Here is a 22,151-nt window from a genome sequence, read left to right as displayed (position 1 = left end):
GCGCGGTGCTGGTCAAGTGGATTCGCCTCACCGTTGTGGACCGTCGAGGGTTCGAGCGGGGGCAGCGGAAATGGGCGGGGCTGCTGGGGGAGCCGGGGTTCCGAGGGCAGGGCGGCGGGTGGAGCCGGGGACGGCCCGGCGTCGCGCATCTGGTCGCCTTCTGGGAGAGCCGGGCGTTCTACGACTCCTTCATGGCGCGCTCGCACGACCGGCTGGCCGCCGCGCAGGTCGGCACGTACAAGGACGCCCAAGTGCGGCTGTTCGAGCATGAGTTTGACGTGAAGGTGGGCTTCCGCCCGGTGTTCGGCGATGTGGATGTGCTGCGGCTGGCGCACTGCCAGGTGCGCGAGGACCGGGTGGACCACTTCATGCTGATGCAGGAGAAGGTCTGGAACCCGGCGATGGCGGGTTCGCCGGGAATGCTGCGCGGGATGCTGGGGCGGGCTCCGGGGGAGGAGTTCTTGGTGCTGTCGATGTGGCAGTCGGCTGCCGAGCGCGGGAAGTACCGGCCCGAACGGGTGGAGCGGCTGGCGCTGCGGGCCCAGATAGGCGCGGATGTCCGCGCGATCGCCGGAGACGTGGTGCAGCTCGAACCGTCGTGGACGGTGTGACGGGCGCATCCGCGCCCCCGGCCGGGGTCAGCGGGCCGCTCCCGCGCTGCTGCCGGCGGCGCCCCCGGTGGTGAACACCCCCGCGCGGGCAGCGGCCAGCGTCGCCGCCACCGCCTGGTCGGCGAGGGCCTCGTCGACCGGCTCCCGGGTGATGAACAGGCGGAAGAAGAGCGGCGCGGAGACGGACCGGACCAGCGCGCCCGCGTCGATGGCGCCGGTCTCCGCGGAGCCGGGGGCGGTGGGCGTGCGGGCTTCCGCGGCCGCCGGCAGCTCGCCGCGGTGGACCGCGCGTTCGACGAGGGCCTCGCAGCGCGCGAACCGCTCGGCGTAGTACGCGCGCAGGGCCGCGGCCGCGCGCTCCGACTGGAAGGCGGCGGCGATCATCGCCGAGCCCGAGGCGGCCACCGCCGGGTCGGTGAAGGAGGTGACGACCTCGTGGGCGAGGGCGCGCAGATCGCCCTCCAGGGACCCGGTGTCGGGCGGGGTCCAGCTGTCCTCGCCCGCCAGGTCCAGGGCGTCCGCCACCAGGCCTTCGACGTCCTTCCAGCGGCGGTAGAGCGTCGTCTTGTGCACGCCGGAGTGCTCGGCCACGTATTCGACGGTCAGGCCGGGGTAGCCGTGCTCGGTGAGGCCGGCCAGCACCGCGTCGCGGACGGCGGCCCGGGTGCGGGCGGTGCGGCCGCCGGGGCGCCGGGTGCCCGGGGCGGTGGCGGCGTCAGTGCCGCGCGCCTTGTCGCTCGCCTCCTTGGCCGTTGCCCCTCTCCTGCCCGCGGTTTCGTTCGCCTTCTCGGCATTCAATTGCAACTCCGGTTGCGTTAGTGGTCTTCGCGTGCCATCATCATCGTAATGCAACACGGGTTGCATTTGCATGGGGGAGGTTGCATGCCCACTCAGATCTCGCTGCACGACGTCACCAAGTCCTACGCCGACCGACTGCTGCTCGACGGCGTCTCACTGTCGATCCGGCCCGGCGACCGCGCGGGGATCGTGGGGGAGAACGGCGCCGGCAAGTCGACGCTGCTGCGCATCATCGCGGGCGTCGAGCAGCCCGATGACGGCCAGGTGGTGCTGCGCGCCGACGGTGGCATCGGCTACCTCGGCCAGACCCCCGACCTTCCGCCGGACCACACCGTCCAGGACGCGATCGACACCGCTCTGGCGGAGCTCAGGGCGATGGAGCGCAGACTGCGGACGCTGGAGCGCGAGCTCGGGCAGGCCGGCCCCGACCGGCTGGCGGAGTACGGAGACCTGCTCACGCTGTTCGAGCTGCGCGGCGGCTACGAGGCCGACGCCCGTGTCGACAAGGCGCTGCACGCCCTGGGCCTGGAGCAGCTGGGACGCGACCGGCTGCTCGGCAGCCTCTCCGGAGGGGAACAGGCCCGCCTCGGGCTCGCCTGCCTGATCGCCGCGGCACCCGAGGTCATGCTCCTCGACGAGCCGACCAACCACCTCGACGCCGCGGCACTCGACTGGCTGGAGGACGCCCTGCTCGCCCATCGCGGCACGGTCCTCGCCGTCTCGCACGACCGGCTCTTCCTCCAGCGGATCGCCACGCTGATCATCGAGGTCGACGCCGACCGCCGGAGCGTCGTCCGCCATGGCGGAGGCTATGGCACCTTCGTCGCCGCCAAGGCCGCCGCCCGCCGCCGCTGGGAGCAGGAGTACGCCCAGTGGTGCGAACAGATCGCTCAGCTCACCGAATTCGCGGCGGGCACGGCACGCGTCGTCGCCAAGGGCCGGGCCATCAAGGACGGCAACAAGATGGCGTACGACCGCGACAGAGGCCGCGTCCAGGCCTCCGTGTCCAGCAGAGTGCGCAACGCCCAGGAACGGCTGCGCAGGCTCCGGGAGGAACCGGTCCCCCGGCCGCCCGAGCCGCTCCGCTTCCGGGCCGCGCCGGGCGTCGGCGAGGCCGAGGGCACCCTCGTCCGGCTCGACGGGGTGCGGGTCGCCGACCGGCTCGCGGTGGACTCCCTCACCGTCGCCGCCGGCGAGCGCCTGCTGATCCACGGTGCGAACGGCGCGGGCAAGACCACGCTGCTGCGGGTCCTGGCCGGCGTCACCACACCCGACAGCGGCACGGTCCTGCGCCGGGGGCGGATCGGCTTCCTCGCCCAGGAAATCCCGGTCGCCCGCCCCGCCGAACCGCTGCTGGCCGCGTTCCGCCGAGGCATGACCGGCGACACCGAAGAGCTGACCGCGCTGCTGCTGTCGTTCGGGCTGTTCCGCGAACGCGACCTCCATGTGCCCGTCGGGGCGCTCTCGGCCGGTCAGCGGCGCCGGCTCGCCCTGGCCCGGCTGCTGGCCCGCCCGGCCGATCTGCTGCTGCTCGACGAACCGACCAACCACCTCGCCCTCGGCCTCGTCGAAGAGCTCGAAGCGGCCCTGGCGGCATGGCCCGGCGCCCTGGTCGTGGTCTCCCACGACCGCCTGCTGCGCCGGCGCTTCGGCGGCCGCCCCTACGAAATACGCGGCGGCCGCCCGGCCCTCGTCGCCTGCTGACGGGCCCGCCTTTCCCTGGGCGGCCCCGGCCACAGGTACGGCCGCGGCCATGGCGGCGGGCGGCATGTACAGGGCAGGCGTTTTACGCTGGCGGCATGGCCCGGCCCCGACGCATCGTTCTCCTCCGCCATGGCGAGTCGGTGGGCAATGTCGACGACACCGTGTACGAGCGGGAACCGGATCACGCCCTCGCCCTTACCCGGACCGGTCGGCGCCAGGCCGACGAGGCCGGTGGCCCGCTGCGGGAGATGTTCGGCGACGAGCGCATCTCCGCCTATGTGTCGCCCTACCGCCGCACCCACCAGACCTTCCGGGAGCTCGCGCTGGACCCCGCCAGGGTCCGGGTCCGCGAGGAGCCCCGGCTGCGGGAGCAGGACTGGGGCAACTGGCAGGACCGCGACGACGTACGGCTGCAGAAGGCCTACCGCGACGCCTACGGCCACTTCTTCTACCGCTTCGCCCAGGGCGAGTCCGGCGCGGACGTCTACGACCGCGTCGGCGCGTTCCTGGAGAGCCTGTGGCGCAGCTTCGAGGACCCCCACCACCCGCCGAACGTCCTGATCGTCACGCACGGTCTGACCATGAGGCTGTTCTGTATGCGCTGGTTCCACTGGACGGTGGCCGAATTCGAGTCGCTGTCCAACCCGGGCAACGCGGAGTGGCGCACCCTGCTGCTCGGCCCGAACGGCCGCTACACCCTCGACCGGCCTTTCGAGCGCTGGTGTGAACCCGAGTCTTACGGCGTCACCGGTTAGAGTGCACACCGATGACCGCCGACCACCGTGACGCAGACCGCTATCAGCGGGCTCTGGCGAGCCTGCGCGGACTCTCCGTGGGTGATGCCCTCGGATCCCAGTTCTTCGTCCCCGCCCACTACCCCTCCCTCAAGCGCCGCGAGCTGCCCCCCGCCCCCTGGCAGTGGACCGACGACACCGAGATGGCCTGCTCCGTCCTGGCGGTACTCACCACCCACGCCCGGATCGACCAGGACGCCCTCGCCCGCTCCTTCGCCGAGCACCACGACTTCGACCGCGGCTACGGCCCCGCCGTCAACCGCATGCTCCGGCTGATCCGCGAGGGCGGCGACTGGCGCGAGCTGGCCTCCGGACTCTTCAACGGACAGGGCTCCTGGGGCAACGGCGCGGCCATGCGGATCGCCCCCCTGGGCGCCTGGTACGCCGACGACCCGGAGCAGGCCACCCACCAGGCGGAGATCTCCGCCTACACCACCCACCAGCACCGCGAGGCCGTCGTAGGCGCCATGGCCGTGGCCGCCGCGGCCGCCCTGGTGGCCGACCCGGCCCGCGAGACCGGCCCCGAGCAGCTGCTCGACGGCGTACTGGAGCTGATCCCGCGCAGCGCCGTACAAGCCGGGCTGCGCCGCGCCCGCGACATGCTCGACTACGCCGACTCCGGCACCGTCGCCGCCGTCCTGGGCTGCGGCCGGCGCACCAGCGCTCACGACACCGTGCCCTTCACCCTCTGGGCGGCGGCCCGCCATCTCGGCAACTACGAGCGGGCGTTTTGGACCACCGCTCAGGCCGGTGGTGACGTCGACACCACCTGCGCCATCGTCGGCGGCATCGTCGCCGCGGGCCGCGCCGGCGCCCCGCCCCAGGCATGGCTGGACGGCACCGAACCCCTCCCCTCCTGGACCCCCGGCCTCACCGGCTGACCACGCCCGCACCGCCGCGTCCCCCGCCCCCTGCCGGAAGATCGTCCGGCCCAGCGCCCGTATGCGCCCTCCAACTGGCGGGGACGGCCATTGACTTCACCCTCCGACCCCTGCGCGCGGAGCGGGGGAGCGGCGGCCTGCGGGGGGCTCCCCGCCGCGCCCGTGCCCCGCTGCGCATACCCGTCGGTAGCGGCACCGGCCGGCTCCGCTCGTGCCGTCGCCCGCGCCGTTCGTCACCAGGCTCGGAGCCGATGCGGACGACTGGGCCGAATAGGCGTAACCTTGCTGGCGCCATGCCGTACGAGCCCCCCACCCATACCGTCGAGCGATCATTGCGCGCCACGACGGGCGCCAAGATCGTTGCAGGGATCGACGAGGTCGGACGCGGAGCCTGGGCCGGCCCGGTCAGCGTCTGCGCAGCAGTCACCGGCCTGCGCCGACCGCCCGACGGACTCACCGATTCCAAGCTGCTGACCCCCAAACGCCGCACCGAACTCTGCGATGTGCTGGGCGAATGGGTCACGTCGTATGCCCTGGGGCACTCCTCGCCGGAGGAGATCGACGAGCTGGGCATGACCGCCGCACTGCGCCTCGCGGCCGTACGCGCCCTGGAGGCGCTGCCGGTCCGGCCCGACGCGGTCATTCTCGACGGCAAGCACGACTACCTGGGCATGCCATGGCGGGTCCGCACGGTCATCAAGGGCGACCAGTCCTGCATCGCGGTCGCCGCCGCGTCCGTGATCGCCAAGGTGCGACGCGACGCGATGATGGCCGAACTGGGTCTGGAATACGCCGACTTCGACTTCGCGGCCAACGCCGGCTACCCCTCGCCGACCCATCGCATCGCCCTGGAGGAGTACGGTCCCACGCCGCACCACCGACTGTCGTGGTCCTACATGGACGCCCTGCCCCGGTGGCGGCACCTGAAGAAGGTGCGCATCACCCCCGAAGCAGCCGCTCTGGAAGCCGGTGGCCAACTCGGCTTCGACTTCTGAGCGGTGCGGGCATCAAATCGGTACCCGATGACGTGTCCCGCACTTACGTTTGATAGACATCGTCTTATGCCTCTCATCCCCGAGGAGCCTCAGATTCACGAGAGTGTCCCGGGTCCCCGCGCAACTCCGGCCGCCGGCCGTACCGCGCCGACCCCCCGTCCTGTCCCTGGCCCCGGTCCCCGCCCCGCCCCTCCGCGTGGCGCCCCCGCGTCCAGTGCCCGTCCGGGCAAGCCCGGACCCGCTGCCCCGCCGCGTGGGCCCGTCGCCGCTCCGCCGGCGCAGCGCACCGGCCCCGCGCAGCCCCCGGCCGGCGAGACCGGCACCGCAGGAGCCCAGCTCCAGCTGATCCCGGCACCCGCCGACGGCGCCATCGACGCTGCCGACGAAGCCGTCGACCTGCTGCTGGACTCCGGGCGTGCGCCGGGCGAGATCCTGGTCCTGACCACCGGCGAAACCCACCCGTGGGCCGCGCATGAACTGTCCTTCGGCGAGGCGTCCTACTGGGCCCAACGCGACGCCGCGGACGACGTGTTCTACGCGGACGCCGGCGCCGAGCGTGCCGGCGGCCGGCCCGTCGTGGTCGTCGCCGTCAACGGCGGCACGGACGAGGTCACCGCGCGGGCGCTGCCCTCGGCGATGGCCCGCGCCGGAACGCTGCTGATCGTCTGCGGTGACCCGCAGCGGATCAACGCCGTTCTCGGCGCGAACGCCTGACCCTTTTCGCCGGAAGCAGCCCGTCGGCCCCAGCGGCCGTCGGGCTGGCTTGCGTGCCCGGGCCCCGGCGAGGCATGGCGCCCGCCGGGTCCGGTCAGCGCGCCGCCGTGTGCCGATGGGCTTCCGGAGCGCCGCCGCCGGTGCTGCGCGGTGCCGGCCGGCCCGGCGCCACCGCCATGGCCGCCCGGGGAGCGTCGGAGCGCGCCGTGGTCGTGCGACGCGCGGCTATGTGCCCCGCCCCCGTACGGCGTGGCGGGGTGCCCGGCGTGTCCTTGGGGGACCGGCTGGGGCGGCGCCCGCCGCGCCCCTCTCCCAGTACTTGCCAGCGGTCGGACGTCAGCGTGATGTACGCCCCGCAGCGCAGCCCGTGCAGGGTGCAGGCATCGCGCAGCCCCCACATCCACGCCCCGTCGGTCTCCGTCCAACGGGGCTCTCCCTCACGGCAGTAGAGCAGCACGGCCGTACGGACGGGGGCGCGCAGCCGCAGGTCGTGCGGGATGACCCGGCGCAGATGCGTCAGCAGCGCATTGCGGAACTCCCAGCCGTCGGGAGCGGCCGCGGGCTCGGTGAACGACGCGCTGGCCGTCACCCGCTCCTGCGGATCGAGCACCGCCACGATGGCCGTCGACGGCCCCGGGCGATGACGATCGTGCAGGCCGGCGACGACCTCACGGGGGTTGCGCAGCAACGGGATACCGGCGGAGGCCCATTCGGCGGGCTCCAGCATCCGGCCCAGTCGGGCGGCGGGGTCGGCGGACGTGGGCGGGGACGTATGAGGGGGCGGGGCGAAGCCGAAGGTCACGTTCCTCCCTTCGTCTACGCGTCAGCGCGCCGGGCATGGCCGGGTGCGCCTGTGCACCAGGACATGGCCGTGCCTGATCACGGACGGCCGGTACGGGGAAGCAACTCCAATTCTTGCCGTCGTACAGGCATGCGGGCAACGAGCAATTCCCGCACGCGCCCCGGAATCGCCCTGTACACCACAAATGTCCTCAGCCGTCGCACCGGCCCGTGCCGTACCGCTGCCGCTACCCCTGTACGGCGAGGACCAGCGGAAACACCCCCTCTGCTCCCGACCTGCGCAGCAGCCTGGCGGCCACGGCCAACGTCCAGCCGGTGTCGGCGTAGTCGTCCACCAGGAGCACCGGCCCGCCCGCCGACGACAGAGCCTGCGCCAGCTCCGGCGGCACACCGAGAGAACGGTGCAGGGCCCGCAGCCGCTGGGCGCTGTTGCTGCGCGGAACCCTGCCTTCGGCACCGTCGTCCACCGAGGTCACCGTGCCGAGGAACGGCATCCTGCCCACCGTGGCGATGCGCTCGGCGAGCGACCGGATCAGCTGCGGGCGGCTGCGCGACGAGAGACAGACGACGCCCACCGGGCGGGCCGGCGCATCCGCCGCCCCCGATGCCCAACCCCCGGGGCCCTTGGCCCAGTCGGCGAGCACCGTGACCACCGCCGACGCCACATCGTCGGGGACCGGACCGTCCGCAGCCTGCGGGGCGAGCATCGGCCGCAGCCGGTTGCCCCACCCGATGTCGGACAGCCGCCCCAGGGCACGGCCCGTCGCGGCCAGCTCGTCCGCCGGGATACGCCCCTTGAGATCCACACCGACGGCCGGCAGCCCCGTCGGCCACATCCGGCGCGGCTCCACCTCCACCCCCGGGCGCCCCAGCTCACCACGCGCCGCATCCAGCGACGCCGCGGACACCTCGGCGGTGAACCGCGCCCCGGCGCAGTTGTCGCAACGACCGCACGCCACCGCCGCCTCGTCGTCCAACTGGCGGCGCAGAAACTCCATCCGGCAGCCCGTCGTCGTGGCGTACTCCCGCATCGCCTGCTGCTCCGCCTCACGCTGACGCGCCACCCACGCATAACGCTCGGTGTCATACGCCCATGGCCGGCCCGTGGCGGTCCAGCCGCCCTTGACGCGCCGCACCGCGCCGTCCACGTCGAGCACCTTGAGCATGATCTCCAGGCGCGAACGCCGCAGCTCGACCTGCGGCTCCAGGGCCGGCAGCGACACCGGCCGGCCGGCGGCCGCCAGGACGTCCAGCGTCTGGCGCACCTGCTCCTCCGGGGGGAACGCCAGCGACGCGAAGTACTTCCAGATCGCCTCGTCCTCACGGCCGGGCAGCAGCAGCACCTCGGCGTGCTCGACACCACGGCCGGCCCGGCCCACCTGCTGGTAGTACGCGATGGGGGACGAGGGCGAGCCCAGATGCACCACGAACCCCAGGTCGGGCTTGTCGAAGCCCATGCCCAGCGCGGAGGTCGCCACCAGCGCCTTGACCCGGTTGTTCAGCAGATCGTCCTCGGCCTGCTGGCGTTCGGCGTTCTCCGTCTTGCCCGTGTACGTGGAGACGGTGTGGCCCCTGTGACGCAGGAAGGCCGTGACCTCCTCGGCCGCCGCGACGGTGAGCGTATAGATGATCCCCGAGCCCGGCAGCTCGTGCAGATGGTCCGCGAGCCAGGCGAGCCGGTGCGCGGCATCGGGCAGCGGCAGAACACCCAGGCTCAGACTCTCCCGGTCCAGCGGCCCGCGCAGAACCAGCGCCTCGCCGGCCTCCTCGCCCGTGCCGAGCTGTTCGGCGACGTCGGCGGTCACCCGCGCGTTGGCCGTCGCCGTGGTGGCGAGCACGGGCACGCCCGGCGGGAGGTCGGCGAGCATCGTGCGCAGCCGCCGGTAGTCCGGCCGGAAATCGTGGCCCCAGTCGGAGATGCAGTGCGCCTCGTCGACCACCAGCAGGCCGGTCGCCGCCGCGAGCTTGGGCAGCACCTGATCACGGAAATCGGGGTTGTTGAGCCGCTCGGGGCTCACCAGCAGAACATCCACGTCGCCCGCCGCCACCTCGGCCTGGACGGTGTCCCACTCCTCGGTGTTGGCGGAGTTGATCGTGCGCGCCCGGATACCCGCCCGCGCGGCCGCCTCGACCTGATTGCGCATCAGCGCGAGCAACGGAGAGACGATCACGGTCGGTCCGCTGCCGCGCTCACGCAGCAGCGCCGTCGCGACGAAATAGACCGCGGACTTGCCCCAGCCCGTGCGCTGGACGACCAGCGCCCGACGATGATCGGCGACCAGCGCCTCGATCGCCCGCCACTGATCCCCGCGCAGCCGGGCCTTCCCGCCGGGATCCCCGACGAGGCGGGACAGGACGGCGTCGGCTGCGGCACGCAGATCTTCGTTGCTCATGCCCCCATGCAACCCGATGCCACTGACAACGCGCGAACCCTCGCCCGAAGCTGTGGATAACCTCGTCACCCCCGAGTTATCCACAGGGGTCGCGGAGCGGCGGCCGGCCGCGGGATCTTCGAGCCATGAATCCGCACAGCGAACCGCGCAAGCACAGCACCGACACCAATTCCGCGGACACCACCCCGACGTCCTCGACCTCCCCGGCTTCCCCTTCCCGGGATGCGTCCGGCCGCCCGACGAATCCCTCGCCTTCCTCACCCTCCTCGTCGCCCTCCCCCTCGTCACCCTCCTCCGGCGCCTCCGAACCGCCGACCCCCGCCACACCCGCGAGCCCATCCGGACCCACCGAGCTCAGCGACCTCACCGCACCCGGTGACCTCGCCTCCAGCCGTCCCCACTCCGCAACCGCTGCCGACGCGACCGAACCCCGGCCCGCCGAAGCCCAGGTGACCTTGCGCGGGCCGGCCGAGCTCGCCGACGCCCTGCCGTATCTCCTGGGCTTCTATCCCGACGACTCCATCGTGATGGTGGCGCTCAACGGCGAGCGCGGCCGCTTCGGCGGCCGGGTCCGCCTCGGCATCCCGACGGACACCGCACAGTGGCCGGACACCGCCGACCAGCTCGCAGACTGTCTGATCTCAGCAGGCCGGGAACGTGCCGCCCGGCCCGCGGCGATCATCGTCTACCTCTGCCAGGAGCCCGCGGCGGGCGAGAGCGGCAAGGATGTCAAGGACCGCCTCAAGCCGCTCGCGCAGCGGCTGCGCACCGCCTGCGGGGCACTCGACGTACCCGTCCTCGAAGCGCTCTGCATCTCCAACGGCCGCTTCTGGTCCTACTGCTGCCCCGACTTCCGATGCTGCCCCGCAGAGGGCACCCCCATGGTCATGCCGGGCACATCCGTGATGGCCGCGGCCGCCGCGTACGCGGGAATGCAGGTACGTGGCTCCCTCAAGGAGATGGAGGCCCGGCTGCGGCCCCGCACGGGGCCGCGCGCCGCAGATCAGGAGAAGGCGCTGGACGCGGCGGCCGGCGCACTGGTGCCCCGTATGCTCCGGCGGGACGGCGCGGCGTCAGTCCGCCGGGACACTCTCGACCTGGCCGGCGCCATGATCCACCGCTTCCGGCAGGACACCCCCTCGGGCAGCAACCGGGCCCGGGACGCCTGCGACGACGCACTGATCACCGACGCCGAGGCCGCCGACCTCATCCTCGGCCTCCAGGACCGGGTCACCCGCGACCGGGCGGCGGGGTGGATGGACGGCCCCGTCGCGGCGCCGGCCCTGCGGCTCTGGCGCGCCCTTGCCCGCCGCTGCGCCGGCGGTTACGTGGAACACGCGGTGGCACCGCTCACGCTCGCCGGGTGGGTCTGCTGGTCCACCGAGGACGGACCGTCCGCGCGGGTCGCCCTCAGCTGTGCCTTGGCCCTCGACCCCGAGTACACCTTCGCGCAGCTGCTGCACCGCGCGATCAACGAAGGCCTCGACCCAGAGCCGCTGCGCCGCTGCCTGCGCGAGCAGCACCGCGAGGCGATGGACGCCGCCGGCGGCGCGTCCATGAGCCCTGCCGGGCCGCCGCCCGCCGCCGAGGAGACACCGAAGCCCGCGAAGCGCTCGGGACCGGCCCGCTCAGGGCCCGCCGGCCGCCCCCGGGGGCCACGTGGCGGTACGGGCCCCGGCACCCGCAGCACCGACGGGCCCGGCAGGCGCCGCTCCGGCCGGGACGACGACCGGAGCAGGCGATGATCACACCGACGACGTGCGTCCGGCGTGACCTGGGCACCGGCCGCGCCGTTCACCTGTATGGAGCAGGCCGTACCGAGCCCCGACCCCACCAGGGAGCGCAGAGCGTGCCAGGCAACGTCCCCACCACCCAGCCGGTCCGCCGGCCACCCGAAGAGCGGCGCCCGGCGCCGCCCCGGGCCCCGCAACCGCAACCCGTCCACTCCGCACTGGTCTGTGTGGCCCTCCCGGCCCTTGCCGTGTCCCCCGACTCCGGCCAGCTGACGGGCCACGGCCTGGAAGGCTTCTACCGCGACGGCCGACGGGTCCTGTCCCACTGCGAACTGCGCGTCGCGGGCGGCCAACCACTCGTCGTCCAGGGGAGGTTGACCCGCACGGACCGCGCCCGGTTCATCGGCACGGTCCGCCGGACCGGCGAGCGCGGGCCGGACCCGGAGATCCGCATGGAGCGCCTGCGGTACGCCGACGGCACCGAGCAGATCACCTTCCACAGCAGCGCCGCACGGCCCGTCCGGCTGCCGGTCGAGATCCGGCTCGGCACGGACCTCGCGGAGCTCGGAGCCGTCGCCGTCGGCCTCCCGGGTCCCGAGCTGCGGGCCGCGGTCCACGGCTCCGGCCTCCGCTGGCCGGGGCCCGGGATGCATGCGGTGGTGTCCGCGAATCCTGCGCCTGACGACGCCCTGGCCTCGGCGGGGCTGCTGCGCTGGGAGCTGAACCTGCCGCCCGGCGGCCACCGCACCATCGAACTGCACGCCGCACTGGAACACGCCCCCGGCGGACCGGGCGGCGGCCCGTCAACCAACCGACGCATGGGGGGTGCCCGCATCCCCGGCCCGCGCAGCGGCACGTTCGCGCCCCGGAAACGCGGTGACCGCCCGCCGCAGCCCTGGACGGCAGCCCGGCTGGAATGCGACGACCAGCGGGCCGACGCCCTGATGGCGAGCAGCCTCGACGATCTGTACGGCCTGGCGATGCGTGACCCGGCCGCTCCCGCGGACGTGTATGTCGCGGGCGGATTCCCCTGGCGTTGCGGCCTCGCACCGGCCGAGGCGCTGTGGACCGCCCGCATGCTGCTGCCGCTCGGCACCAGGCTCGCCGCGGGCACCCTGCGTGCGCTCGCCCGCAGCCAACACGCCGCACCAGGGGCGGATTTCGGCCGAATTCCCGGGGCTCTCCGGGACGCCGGACCGCACGCTCCACCGAGCTGCACGGGCATCGAAGCCACCCTGCTGTTCCCCACCGTGCTCGCCGAGGCGCGCCGCTGGGGCCTGCCCGAGCCGGAAACCGAGCGGTTGATGCCCGCCGCGGAGCGTTGCCTGCGATGGCTGCGCATCGTGACCGACCCCCGGCACGGCGGCCGCGGTGGCTACGTCCCCGACCCGGCGCCCGACGGGCCGTACCGCTGCGAGACCCAGGCCCATGCCCACCGCGCCGCCCTGCTGGGCGCCGATCTCCTCGAGGCGTACGGATCGTCCGACGCGGCGGAGCTGCGGGACTGGGCCGCGGATCTGCGGACCCGGTTCCGCACGGACTTCTGGGTCGAGGACCGCGCGGGCGGCCGCCCCGCCGCCCTGCTCACCGCCGGCGGACGGCCGGTCCCGCACTTCGGCTCCACGACCGCCCACCTCCTCGACACCGGCCTGCTCGGCGGCGGCACCCTGGCTCCGGGCCTGCTGGACGCCGCACAGACCGACCAGCTGGCCAGACTGCTCGGCGGCCCGGCCATGGACTCCGGGTGGGGCCTGCGCGGGCTGGGCGTCAAGGAGAGCGCCTACAACCCGTTCGGCCACCGCAGCGGCGCGGTCCGCGTCCACGAAACCGCGATCGCCGCCGCAGGCCTGGCCGCGGCCGGCCATGAGCGGGCCGCCGGCTCCCTGACCAAGGGCGTCCTCGACGCCGCGGAAAGCTTCGGTCACCGCCTCCCGGAGATGTACGCGGGGGAGCAGCGCACCGCCGGCGGCGCCCCCGTGCCGCACCCGGCGGCCTGCCGTCCGGCGGCCGTGGCGGCGGCAGGTGCGGTGCAGATACTGATCGCGCTCGCCGGCCTGCGCCCCGATGTCCCCGCAGGGACGGTGTCCCTGCGGCCGCTCGGTACGGCCCCGCTCGGCGCGATACAGCTCACCGGCCTGAGCGTCGCGGAGCAGCCGTTCGCCCTACGGATCAGCAGACTCGGCATGGGGATGGTGGAGGCGGCTGCGGAAGGTCTGCAACTGGGCTCGTGAGGTGCCTCGTGGGCCTGTTTATCGTCAGGCGGACGACTATGATCACGCCATGCCTCCCTACGACCCGTCGGCCTTCCCGCCCTTCGCTGTCACCGTCGACCTGGTCGTGCTCACCGTGCGCCGCCACGCCCTGTGCGCGCTGGCAGTACGCCGCGGTGAGCCGCCGTTCCAGGGCCGCTGGGCGCTGCCTGGCGGATTCGTCCGGGCCGACGAGGACCTCGAGGACGCGGCGGCCCGGGAGCTCGCCGAGGAGACCGGGCTGCACGCGCAGTCCCCGATGGACGCGTCGCCGGCTTACGGCGCGCACCTGGAACAGCTCGCCACGTACGGCGACCCCAAGCGCGACCCCCGGATGCGGGTCGTCAGCGTCGCACACCTGGTCCTCGCCCCAGACCTGCCCGCCCCCACGCCCGGTGGAGACGCCCACAGCGCGCGCTGGGCACCGGTGGAGACACTCCTGGAGCAGGGCGACCCCCATGCCCGCGAGGGCGAGCTGGCGGCGCCGCTCGCCTTTGACCACGCCCGGATCCTCGCCGACGGTGTGGAGCGCGCCCGCTCGAAGATCGAGTACTCCTCGCTCGCCACGGCGTTCTGCCCGCCCGAGTTCACCGTGGGCGAGCTGCGCCGGGTCTACGAGGCGGTCTGGGGTGTGGCGCTCGATCCCCGCAACTTCCACCGCAAGGTGACCGGCACCCCTGGGTTCCTGGTGCCCACGGGCGGCACCACCACGCGCCAGGGCGGCCGCCCTGCACAGCTGTTCAGGGCCGGCGGGGCGACCCTGCTCAATCCGCCGATGCTGCGCCCGGAGATCTGAGCCAGGGGCGCATACCGCGGTGCCGCCGGACCGGCGTGCGCCCGCGGGGACACGACGCACCGTCAAGATTGAACAATTACGAGAAAATAGGACATAAGCTAGTATTCTTGCTGTGTGAGTGCCCCAGCGTCCCCGATAGTCGCCGACCGGTGGGATCTCCGGCCTGAGCGGTCCGCCCCCGGTGCCCGCGATACCCCGACCGGTCCGCCCGCCCGGCCGTGCCTCCGGCTCCGCTGCCGGCCTTGCCCTGCCCTGCCTCCCCGGCGCGCCCTCCCGCCGCGCCGCGGGCACCTTGCCTGCTCACAGGATGGGCGGCCCCTCAACTGTCCTTTTCTGTAACAGCCGTAGTTGCGCCGGAATGGCGATCCCCGCCGTACTTCGGTTCGCCGCAACAGGGTTGGCCCGGGGGTCGCCGCGTCGTCGCCGCAAACGGGGCCTGCTGCCGGTCACTGATCACGCTGCCGCCGTCAAGTGCCCCTCCGGAATCGACCGAGGCATTTCGGTCGTGAGCCGGCGCACGGGCCAACTCGCAGGCAGCGCAACGGCGTTGGCGCTGACCGGCTCTGGCCTGCGGTGATGTATCCATGGCGCTTTATGGCTTCGTGTTCTGACCGAGTAAGACGCCTGTTTTGACGCTGTGTTGTTATGGCTGTTGTCCATAACTCGCTGTGGAGAGCGCATTTCTTTCCGATAAAGCGTCAATTCGGAGATGGGGGGCGATCACCCTTTCGTGTGCTTTTCACCAAAGACCTCAAGGGCGTTCAGGGTGTCGCCGACAAAGGATGCGTGAGTACCCTTGCGCACACCATGATGACCGCGGCTCGCCCCGGCGACACCGGCCTCGCAGGCCCGGGCGAGCTTGACCGCTACCCCTACGCCACCGCCAGCGCCGCCGGCGCTGCGAACGCCAACAACGCAGCCGGTCCGGAGCGTGCCGAGCGCGTTTCGCAGGTCTGGGACGGCTCCGAAGCCGACATCGGCCGGGTCGGCCGCCGCGCCGCCGGCAGCCGGGGCCGAGGCCTGCACGGCCAACTCGTCCAGCAGCTCGGCCAGATGATCGTCTCCGGCGATCTCGGCGCCGACCGCCCGCTCGTCCCCGAGGAGATCGGCCAGCGCTTCGAGGTCTCCCGCACCGTCGTCCGTGAGTCGCTGCGCGTCCTCGAGGCCAAGGGCCTCGTCAGCGCCCGCCCCAACGTCGGCACCCGGGTACGCCCGGTCAGCGACTGGAACCTCCTCGACCCCGACATCATCGAATGGCGGGCCTATGGCCCGCAGCGCGACGACCAGCGCCGTGAGCTGTGCGAGCTGCGCTGGACGATCGAGCCGCTGGCCGCCCGGCTCGCGGCCGGCCACGGCAGGGAGGACGTCCAGCAGCGGCTCGCCGACATGGTCGAGATCATGGGCCACTCCGCGGCCCAGGGCGACACCATGACCTTCTCCCGCGCCGACGCCGAGTTCCACTCCCTCCTGCTCCAGCTCGCCGGCAACCGCATGCTCGAGCACCTCTCGGGCATCGTCTCCGCCGCCCTGCACGTCTCCGGCGGCCCCAGCGGCGGCTGCGAGCGGCCGGTCGAGACGTCGGTGGGGCAGCACATGAGGGTCGTCGACGCCATCGGCTCCGGCGACGCCACGGCGGCCGAATCCGCGATGCGCCAGCTCCTCGCCGCCCACGGCGAGGCCGCCGGCCAGGGCTCCGGGACGCCCGTCGACCATGTCGTCCCCGCGCCCCGCGAGCACTGAAGGCCCGTACTCGACCGCGTACGGACCGTAGGCGCCGCGCGGCCCCCGTGCCCCGCGTACCCCTCGGGCGGGGCACGCCGTACGCGGCGAAGGCGCACAAGATCGCCGGATCCGGGGCGTCGACCGGATCCGGCGGCGGACCTTGGGAGGGTTGCATGTCATATGACTGGGAATGGGTCGTTATGGGGTGTGACTCGGGCCACGCAGATTGGGCGTAACGCTCCTCAGGGAAGCGCGATGACTTAAGAGGTGATAGCCGAGGAGGGAATACGGGCAGCGTTCGTGACGCTGTTCAACTCCCCGGCTGCCCCTGCGCCGTCGGTCCATCCCCACCGGCGGTCGTCGGCTCCGATCCACACTGGACGGGGTCGGAAGCCGTTTCCATCGTTCCGAGAGGTTGTTCGTGTCGGCCAGCACATCCCGTACGCTCCCGCCGGAGATCGCCGAGTCCGAGTCTGTGATGGCGCTCATCGAGCGGGGAAAGGCAGATGGGCAGATCGCCGGCGATGACGTGCGTCGGGCCTTCGAGGCTGACCAGATTCCGCCAACCCAGTGGAAGAACGTTCTGCGCAGCCTCAACCAGATCCTCGACGAGGAGGGTGTGACGCTGATGGTCAGTGCCGCAGAGGCGCCCAAGCGCACCCGCAAGAGCGTCGCAGCGAAGAGTCCGGCGAAGCGCACCGCCACCAAGACCGTCGCGGCCAAGACCGCCACGGTCAAGAAGACCACCGCAGCCGCGGCCTCCGCCTCCATGGCGGACCCGTCGGCCGGTGAGTCCGAGTCCGCGCCCGCGAAGAAGGCAGCGGCGAAGAAGACGACCGCCAAGAAGGCGGTCGCGAAGAAGACCACGGCCAAGAAGGCCACCGCGAAGAAGACCGCCTCCAAGAAGGACGTCGACGAGCTCCTCGACGACGAGGTGGCCGAGGAGACCGCGGCGCCCGGCAAGGGAGACGCTCCCGAGGCCGCCGAGGGCGCGGAGAACGCCGGCTTCGTCCTGTCCGACGACGACGAGGACGACGCCCCCGCGCAGCAGGTCGCCGCGGCCGGCGCCACCGCCGACCCGGTCAAGGACTACCTCAAGCAGATCGGCAAGGTCCCCCTTCTCAACGCCGAGCAGGAGGTGGAGCTCGCCAAGCGCATCGAGGCGGGCCTGTTCGCCGAGGACAAGCTGGCGAACTCCGACAAGCTCGCGCCGAAGCTCAAGCGTGAGCTGGAGATCATCGCCGAGGACGGCCGCCGCGCGAAGAACCACCTGCTGGAGGCCAACCTCCGACTGGTCGTCTCCCTGGCCAAGCGCTACACCGGCCGCGGCATGCTCTTCCTGGACCTGATCCAGGAGGGCAACCTCGGTCTGATCCGTGCGGTCGAGAAGTTCGACTACACCAAGGGCTACAAGTTCTCGACCTACGCGACGTGGTGGATCCGCCAGGCCATCACCCGCGCCATGGCCGACCAGGCCCGTACGATCCGTATCCCCGTCCACATGGTCGAGGTCATCAACAAGCTGGCGCGTGTCCAGCGCCAGATGCTCCAGGACCTGGGCCGCGAGCCCACCCCGGAGGAGCTGGCCAAGGAACTCGACATGACCCCGGAAAAGGTCATCGAGGTCCAGAAGTACGGCCGCGAGCCCATCTCGCTGCACACCCCGCTGGGCGAGGACGGCGACAGCGAGTTCGGTGACCTCATCGAGGACTCCGAGGCCGTCGTCCCGGCCGACGCGGTCAGCTTCACGCTTCTGCAGGAGCAGCTGCACTCGGTGCTGGACACCCTCTCCGAGCGCGAGGCCGGCGTGGTGTCCATGCGCTTCGGCCTCACGGACGGCCAGCCCAAGACGCTGGACGAGATCGGCAAGGTCTACGGCGTCACGCGTGAGCGGATCCGTCAGATCGAGTCGAAGACGATGTCGAAGCTGCGGCACCCGTCCCGCTCCCAGGTGCTGCGCGACTACCTCGACTAGCCCAACCCGCCCGGACAGCGCCACGAGCCCGGTTCCTCCAGCGTGGAGGGGCCGGGCTCGTGGCAGTCCCGGGTGCGGGGCAAGGCCGTCTGGCTCACTCTGGGTGGGCGAACGCTGTCCCAGAGTCAGGAGTCCGTATGCATCCGACCGTACGTGCTGGCTTCGGAGCCCTCGCCCTGGTCCTCGCCCTGCCGGCGTCGGCGGCCGCGGACGAGTCGGTGATCGGCGGGAAGCCCGCCCAGATGTCGCAGAGCCCCTGGGCGGTGGCGCTGGCCTCCCACGACCGCTTCGGCGCCCAGCGCTCCGGACAGTTCTGCGGCGGCGTGCTCGTCGGACACTCCACAGTGGTGACGGCCGCGCACTGCCTGAGCAAGGAGGTGCTGGGCGTCCCCTGGCGCCAGGTACGGGATCTTCGGGTCGTGATCGGACGCGACAACCTCACCGGCGCCGGTGGCCAGGAGCACAAGCCCGCGAAGGTATGGGTCAACCCGCACTATGACACCTGGACGAACGACGGTGACATGGCCGTGATCACGCTCGACAAGCCGGTCCCGAACCGGCCCATCCCGATAGCCGGTCGTCGTGACGCCGCCTACCGGCCGGGCAGCCGGGCCACGGTCTACGGCTGGGGGGACACCACGGGTGAGGGCAGCTATGCGACTCGGCTGCGGTCGGCGCACGTCAATGTGCTGCGCGACGCCGTCTGCGCGCGGGCTTATCCGGGCAGCGCCGACGGTACGTACCGGTCGCACTCGATGTTGTGCGCGGGGGAGCCGGAAGGCGGCAAGGACGCCTGCCAGGGGGACAGCGGCGGGCCGCTGGTCGTGCGCGGGCGGCTCGTGGGGCTGGTGTCATGGGGGACAGGCTGCGGCCAGGCAGGCAGCCCGGGGGTCTATACGCGCGCCTTCGCGCTGTTGCCGGCCGTGACGGCACACGGAGCCGGCTGAGCGGTCAGGGGAGCCGACAGGCATGCGAGAGCGTACGCGTGCGGGCGGCCTCCCCGGTGGTGCCGGGGGAACCGCCCGCCGCACGGCGCTGAGCCGCTGTTCGCTCGTCGTGGATGCGAAGTGTCAGCGTTCCTCATCGGACGCAGACGTCGGAGAGGCGGTCAGCCGCTCCGTCTCGTCCTGTATTTCCGCGGCGATCTTCTTGAGTTCTGGCTCGAACTTGCGACCGTGGTGGGCGCAGAAGAGCAGTTCTCCGCCGGACATCAGGACGACGCGCAGGTATGCCTGGGCGCCGCAGCGGTCGCAGCGGTCAGCGGCCGTCAGCGGGCTCGCGGGTGTCAGAACAGTAGTCACGTCGCCTCTTCTCTAGCTCGACGAGCTGTCGTACCAGGGTCAACATCCAACCAGGCCGAAAACGTTCCCGCTCGTGCCTTTTCCTCGAAAAAAATTTCCGAGGGGGCCGGGTGCTGCCGGGTGGCGGCGAATGAGCCGTATTGCGTGGTGGTCTGATTCACGTTGGTTGTTGTCTGTCCTCCCGGCTGGCTTGCCGGTTGTTGATGAGGACGTGCCCGGAGCCTAAATGGTTCATGCCTCGAAGGGAACGTGATGTGCACGTCACTAGGACGTCACCCCAACGAGGGATCGAACGTACGAGCGAAATTCTACTACCATGAGCATGCTTACGGGTGGCGTCACATCGGCTCTACTGGGCCTCGGTACCCTCTCACCGGCGACACCGCCACAACCGAGTCCGCGGAATGCGGACTGCCAGAAATTCAGCGAGGAGCGAACCGCGTGACCGCCGAGATGTCCGTGCCGTCCACCGCAGTGCTGACCGGGGCAGACCGGGACGGTTCCAACTACACCGCGCGGCATCTGCTCGTCCTCGAGGGCCTCGAGGCCGTCCGCAAGCGCCCCGGCATGTACATCGGCTCCACGGACAGCCGCGGTCTGATGCACTGCCTGTGGGAGATCATCGACAACTCCGTCGACGAGGCACTGGGCGGCTACTGCGACCACATCGAGGTGATCCTCCACGACGACGGATCGGTGGAGGTCCGCGACAACGGCCGCGGCATCCCCGTCGACGTCGAGCCCAAGACCGGTCTGAGCGGCGTCGAGGTCGTGATGACCAAGCTGCACGCCGGCGGAAAGTTCGGCGGCGGCTCCTACGCGGCCTCCGGTGGCCTGCACGGCGTGGGCGCCTCCGTCGTCAACGCGCTCTCCGCGCGCCTCGACGTCGAGGTCGACCGCAGCAGCCGGACGCACTCGATCAGCTTCCGGCGCGGCGTCCCCGGCATCTTCACCGAATCCGGCGCCGACGCCCCCTTCGACCCGGGCAACGGCCTCCTCAAGGGCAAGCGGATCCCCAAGACCAAGACCGGCACCCGCGTCCGTTACTGGGCCGACCGGCAGATCTTCCTCAAGGACGCCAAGCTCTCCCTGGAGACGCTGCACGCCCGCGCCCGTCAGACCGCCTTCCTCGTGCCGGGCCTGACCCTCGTCGTCCGGGACGAGCGCGGCATCGACGGCGCCGGCAAGACGGAAGAGACGTTCCGCTACGACGGCGGCATCAGCGAGTTCTGTGAGTACCTGGCACAGGACAAGGCCGTCTGCGACGTGCTGCGGCTGACCGGCCAGGGCACCTTCAAGGAGACCGTGCCGGTCCTCGACGACCGTGGCCATATGACACCGACCGAAGTCACCCGGGAACTGGGCGTCGACATCGCGCTGCGCTGGGGCACGGGCTACGACTCGACCGTCAGGTCGTTCGTCAACATCATCGCCACCCCCAAGGGCGGCACCCACGTCTCCGGCTTCGAGCGGTCGGTCACCAAGACCGTCAACGAGGCCCTGCGGTCCAGCAAGCTGCTCCGCGTCGCCGAGGACGACGTCGTCAAGGACGACGCCATGGAGGGCCTCACCGCCGTGGTGACCGTCCGGCTCGCCGAGCCGCAGTTCGAGGGCCAGACCAAGGAGGTGCTCGGCACCTCGGCCGCCTCCCGGATCGTCGCCCAGGTGGTGAGCCGCGAGCTCAAGGCGTTCCTGACCTCCACCAAGCGGGACGCCAAGCAGCAGGCGCGTGCCGTCATGGAGAAGGTCGTCGCGGCGGCCCGTACCCGTATCGCAGCCCGCCAGCACAAGGAGGCCCAGCGCCGGAAGACGGCACTGGAGTCCTCCTCGCTGCCGGCCAAGCTCGCGGACTGCCGCAGCGACGACGTCGACCGCAGCGAGCTCTTCATCGTGGAGGGCGACTCGGCGCTGGGTACCGCGAAGCTGGCGCGGAACTCGGAATTCCAGGCACTGCTGCCGATCCGCGGCAAGATCCTGAACGTCCAGAAGTCGTCGGTCTCGGACATGCTCAAGAACGCCGAGTGCGGCGCCATCATCCAGGTCATAGGGGCCGGTTCCGGCCGCACCTTCGACATCGACGCCGCCCGCTACGGCAAGGTCATCTTCCTGGCCGACGCGGACGTCGACGGCGCCCACATCCGCTGCCTGCTGCTGACTCTCTTCCAGCGCTACATGCGGCCGATGGTCGAACAGGGCCGGGTCTTCTCCGCCGTCCCGCCGCTGCACCGCGTCGAGCTGACCAACCCGAAGAAGGGTCAGGAAAAGTACATCTACACCTACTCGGACAACGAGCTGCGCCAGACCCTGCTCGAACTCGAGCGCAAGAAGGTCCGCTACAAGGACAGCATCCAGCGCTACAAGGGCCTGGGTGAGATGGATGCCGACCAGCTCGCCGAGACGACCATGGACCCGCGCCACCGCACCCTGCGCCGCATCAACATCAGCGACCTCGAAGCGGCGGAGCAGGCCTTCGACCTCCTGATGGGCAACGAAGTCGCCCCCCGTAAGGAGTTCATCACCAACTCCGCGTCCACCCTGGACCGTTCGCGCATCGACACCTGAGCGCACCGGGACTCCCGTCGGGCGCCTCTCCACCCTGCTCCGTCTGTGAGCTGTCCGTACGCGCGACGGAACTGACCGCATGGCTGGAGCAGACGGCGGCGATCGTGCCGCCCGGCCACGAG

Annotated in this window: 17 protein-coding genes; 13 read left to right on the top strand and 4 right to left on the bottom strand. The window is 71.9% G+C overall.

All coding sequences use genetic code 11. The annotated features are described in order from the left end of the window. Positions 1 to 5: 5 nt before the first annotated feature. Positions 6 to 611 carry a YdbC family protein gene (locus tag ACWD6P_RS27095; RefSeq protein ID WP_451446772.1) on the top strand — a complete coding sequence of 202 codons (606 nt, stop codon included), beginning with the start codon at positions 6 to 8 and terminating at the stop codon, positions 609 to 611. Between the two features lie 27 nt (positions 612 to 638). Here ACWD6P_RS27095 and ACWD6P_RS27090 read toward each other — a convergent pair whose 3' ends face one another. Further along, positions 639 to 1,409, bottom strand: coding sequence for a TetR/AcrR family transcriptional regulator C-terminal ligand-binding domain-containing protein (locus ACWD6P_RS27090; protein ID WP_451446771.1), 771 nt, complete (start codon positions 1,407 to 1,409; stop codon positions 639 to 641). An 84-nt stretch (positions 1,410 to 1,493) separates the two neighbouring features. On the opposite strand from ACWD6P_RS27090, the gene ACWD6P_RS27085 reads away from it, so the two are divergent. From ACWD6P_RS27085 to ACWD6P_RS27065, 5 genes are all read left to right on the top strand, one after another. Then, the gene (locus ACWD6P_RS27085) at positions 1,494 to 3,113 is read left to right on the top strand and encodes an ABC-F family ATP-binding cassette domain-containing protein (RefSeq protein ID WP_451446770.1); all 1,620 of its coding nucleotides are present in this window, start codon (positions 1,494 to 1,496) and stop codon (positions 3,111 to 3,113) included. Positions 3,114 to 3,208: 95 nt separating this feature from the next. Continuing rightward, positions 3,209 to 3,868: a histidine phosphatase family protein gene (locus ACWD6P_RS27080; RefSeq protein ID WP_451446769.1), complete on the top strand. Its 660-nt coding sequence runs from the start codon at positions 3,209 to 3,211 to the stop codon at positions 3,866 to 3,868. 11 nt (positions 3,869 to 3,879) lie between these two features. Further along, positions 3,880 to 4,788: an ADP-ribosylglycohydrolase family protein gene (locus ACWD6P_RS27075; protein ID WP_451446768.1), complete on the top strand. Its 909-nt coding sequence runs from the start codon at positions 3,880 to 3,882 to the stop codon at positions 4,786 to 4,788. Positions 4,789 to 5,081: 293 nt separating this feature from the next. Next, entirely contained in the window at positions 5,082 to 5,783 is a 702-nt protein-coding gene (locus ACWD6P_RS27070) for a ribonuclease HII (protein WP_451446767.1), read from the top strand. Positions 5,784 to 5,849: 66 nt separating this feature from the next. Beyond that, positions 5,850 to 6,497 (top strand): hypothetical protein, encoded by a 648-nt coding sequence (locus ACWD6P_RS27065; RefSeq protein ID WP_451446766.1) that lies wholly within the window; start codon positions 5,850 to 5,852, stop codon positions 6,495 to 6,497. Between the two features lie 94 nt (positions 6,498 to 6,591). On the opposite strand, the gene ACWD6P_RS27060 is transcribed toward ACWD6P_RS27065, so the two are convergent. Together ACWD6P_RS27060 and ACWD6P_RS27055 are read right to left on the bottom strand one after the other, a co-directional pair. Then, the gene (locus tag ACWD6P_RS27060) at positions 6,592 to 7,299 is read right to left on the bottom strand and encodes a hypothetical protein (RefSeq protein ID WP_451446765.1); all 708 of its coding nucleotides are present in this window, start codon (positions 7,297 to 7,299) and stop codon (positions 6,592 to 6,594) included. Between the two features lie 226 nt (positions 7,300 to 7,525). Further along, positions 7,526 to 9,691, bottom strand: a complete 2,166-nt coding sequence (locus ACWD6P_RS27055; protein ID WP_451446764.1) for a RecQ family ATP-dependent DNA helicase — start codon at positions 9,689 to 9,691, stop codon at positions 7,526 to 7,528. Positions 9,692 to 9,816: 125 nt separating this feature from the next. Here ACWD6P_RS27055 and ACWD6P_RS27050 point away from each other — a divergent pair, with 125 nt between their 5' ends. The 6 genes from ACWD6P_RS27050 to ACWD6P_RS27025 all read left to right on the top strand — a co-directional run bounded on the left by ACWD6P_RS27050 (position 9,817) and on the right by ACWD6P_RS27025 (position 19,113). Further along, entirely contained in the window at positions 9,817 to 11,436 is a 1,620-nt protein-coding gene (locus ACWD6P_RS27050) for a DUF4192 domain-containing protein (RefSeq protein ID WP_451446763.1), read from the top strand. Positions 11,437 to 11,651: 215 nt separating this feature from the next. Further along, the gene (locus tag ACWD6P_RS27045) at positions 11,652 to 13,655 is read left to right on the top strand and encodes a glycogen debranching N-terminal domain-containing protein (protein WP_451446792.1); all 2,004 of its coding nucleotides are present in this window, start codon (positions 11,652 to 11,654) and stop codon (positions 13,653 to 13,655) included. Positions 13,656 to 13,704: 49 nt separating this feature from the next. Further along, positions 13,705 to 14,469, top strand: a complete 765-nt coding sequence (locus ACWD6P_RS27040; RefSeq protein WP_451446762.1) for an NUDIX hydrolase — start codon at positions 13,705 to 13,707, stop codon at positions 14,467 to 14,469. Positions 14,470 to 15,201: 732 nt separating this feature from the next. Then, complete coding sequence (locus tag ACWD6P_RS27035) at positions 15,202 to 16,209, top strand: FadR/GntR family transcriptional regulator (protein WP_451446761.1); 1,008 nt, start codon at positions 15,202 to 15,204, stop codon at positions 16,207 to 16,209. A 403-nt stretch (positions 16,210 to 16,612) separates the two neighbouring features. Further along, entirely contained in the window at positions 16,613 to 18,166 is a 1,554-nt protein-coding gene (locus ACWD6P_RS27030) for an RNA polymerase sigma factor (protein ID WP_451446760.1), read from the top strand. A 137-nt stretch (positions 18,167 to 18,303) separates the two neighbouring features. Next, positions 18,304 to 19,113: a serine protease gene (locus ACWD6P_RS27025; protein ID WP_451446759.1), complete on the top strand. Its 810-nt coding sequence runs from the start codon at positions 18,304 to 18,306 to the stop codon at positions 19,111 to 19,113. A gap of 123 nt (positions 19,114 to 19,236) precedes the next feature. Here the strand turns inward: ACWD6P_RS27025 and ACWD6P_RS27020 are convergent, their stop codons facing one another. After that, complete coding sequence (locus tag ACWD6P_RS27020; RefSeq protein WP_043266503.1) at positions 19,237 to 19,467, bottom strand: DUF7455 domain-containing protein; 231 nt, start codon at positions 19,465 to 19,467, stop codon at positions 19,237 to 19,239. Between the two features lie 441 nt (positions 19,468 to 19,908). Here ACWD6P_RS27020 and ACWD6P_RS27015 point away from each other — a divergent pair, with 441 nt between their 5' ends. Beyond that, positions 19,909 to 22,029, top strand: a complete 2,121-nt coding sequence (locus tag ACWD6P_RS27015) for a DNA gyrase/topoisomerase IV subunit B (RefSeq protein WP_451446758.1) — start codon at positions 19,909 to 19,911, stop codon at positions 22,027 to 22,029. Positions 22,030 to 22,151: the final 122 nt, after the last annotated feature.

This window comes from Streptomyces sp. NPDC002446, assembly GCF_053595675.1.
The sequence above is the reverse complement of the archived record's forward strand: the minus strand, read 5'-3'. Positions and strand labels throughout refer to the sequence as shown.

Bases quoted from the DNA above. Each gene is read 5' to 3' on its own strand.
- ACWD6P_RS27085 (WP_451446770.1), top strand. From the start codon at position 1,494: ATGCCCACTCAGATCTCGCTGCACGACGTCACCAAGTCCTACGCCGAC.
- ACWD6P_RS27080 (WP_451446769.1), top strand. From the start codon at position 3,209: ATGGCCCGGCCCCGACGCATCGTTCTCCTCCGCCATGGCGAGTCGGTG.
- ACWD6P_RS27075 (WP_451446768.1), top strand. From the start codon at position 3,880: ATGACCGCCGACCACCGTGACGCAGACCGCTATCAGCGGGCTCTGGCG.
- ACWD6P_RS27070 (WP_451446767.1), top strand. From the start codon at position 5,082: ATGCCGTACGAGCCCCCCACCCATACCGTCGAGCGATCATTGCGCGCC.
- ACWD6P_RS27065 (WP_451446766.1), top strand. From the start codon at position 5,850: ATGCCTCTCATCCCCGAGGAGCCTCAGATTCACGAGAGTGTCCCGGGT.
- ACWD6P_RS27055 (WP_451446764.1), bottom strand. From the start codon at position 9,691: ATGAGCAACGAAGATCTGCGTGCCGCAGCCGACGCCGTCCTGTCCCGC.
- ACWD6P_RS27050 (WP_451446763.1), top strand. From the start codon at position 9,817: ATGAATCCGCACAGCGAACCGCGCAAGCACAGCACCGACACCAATTCC.
- ACWD6P_RS27040 (WP_451446762.1), top strand. From the start codon at position 13,705: ATGCCTCCCTACGACCCGTCGGCCTTCCCGCCCTTCGCTGTCACCGTC.
- ACWD6P_RS27025 (WP_451446759.1), top strand. From the start codon at position 18,304: ATGCATCCGACCGTACGTGCTGGCTTCGGAGCCCTCGCCCTGGTCCTC.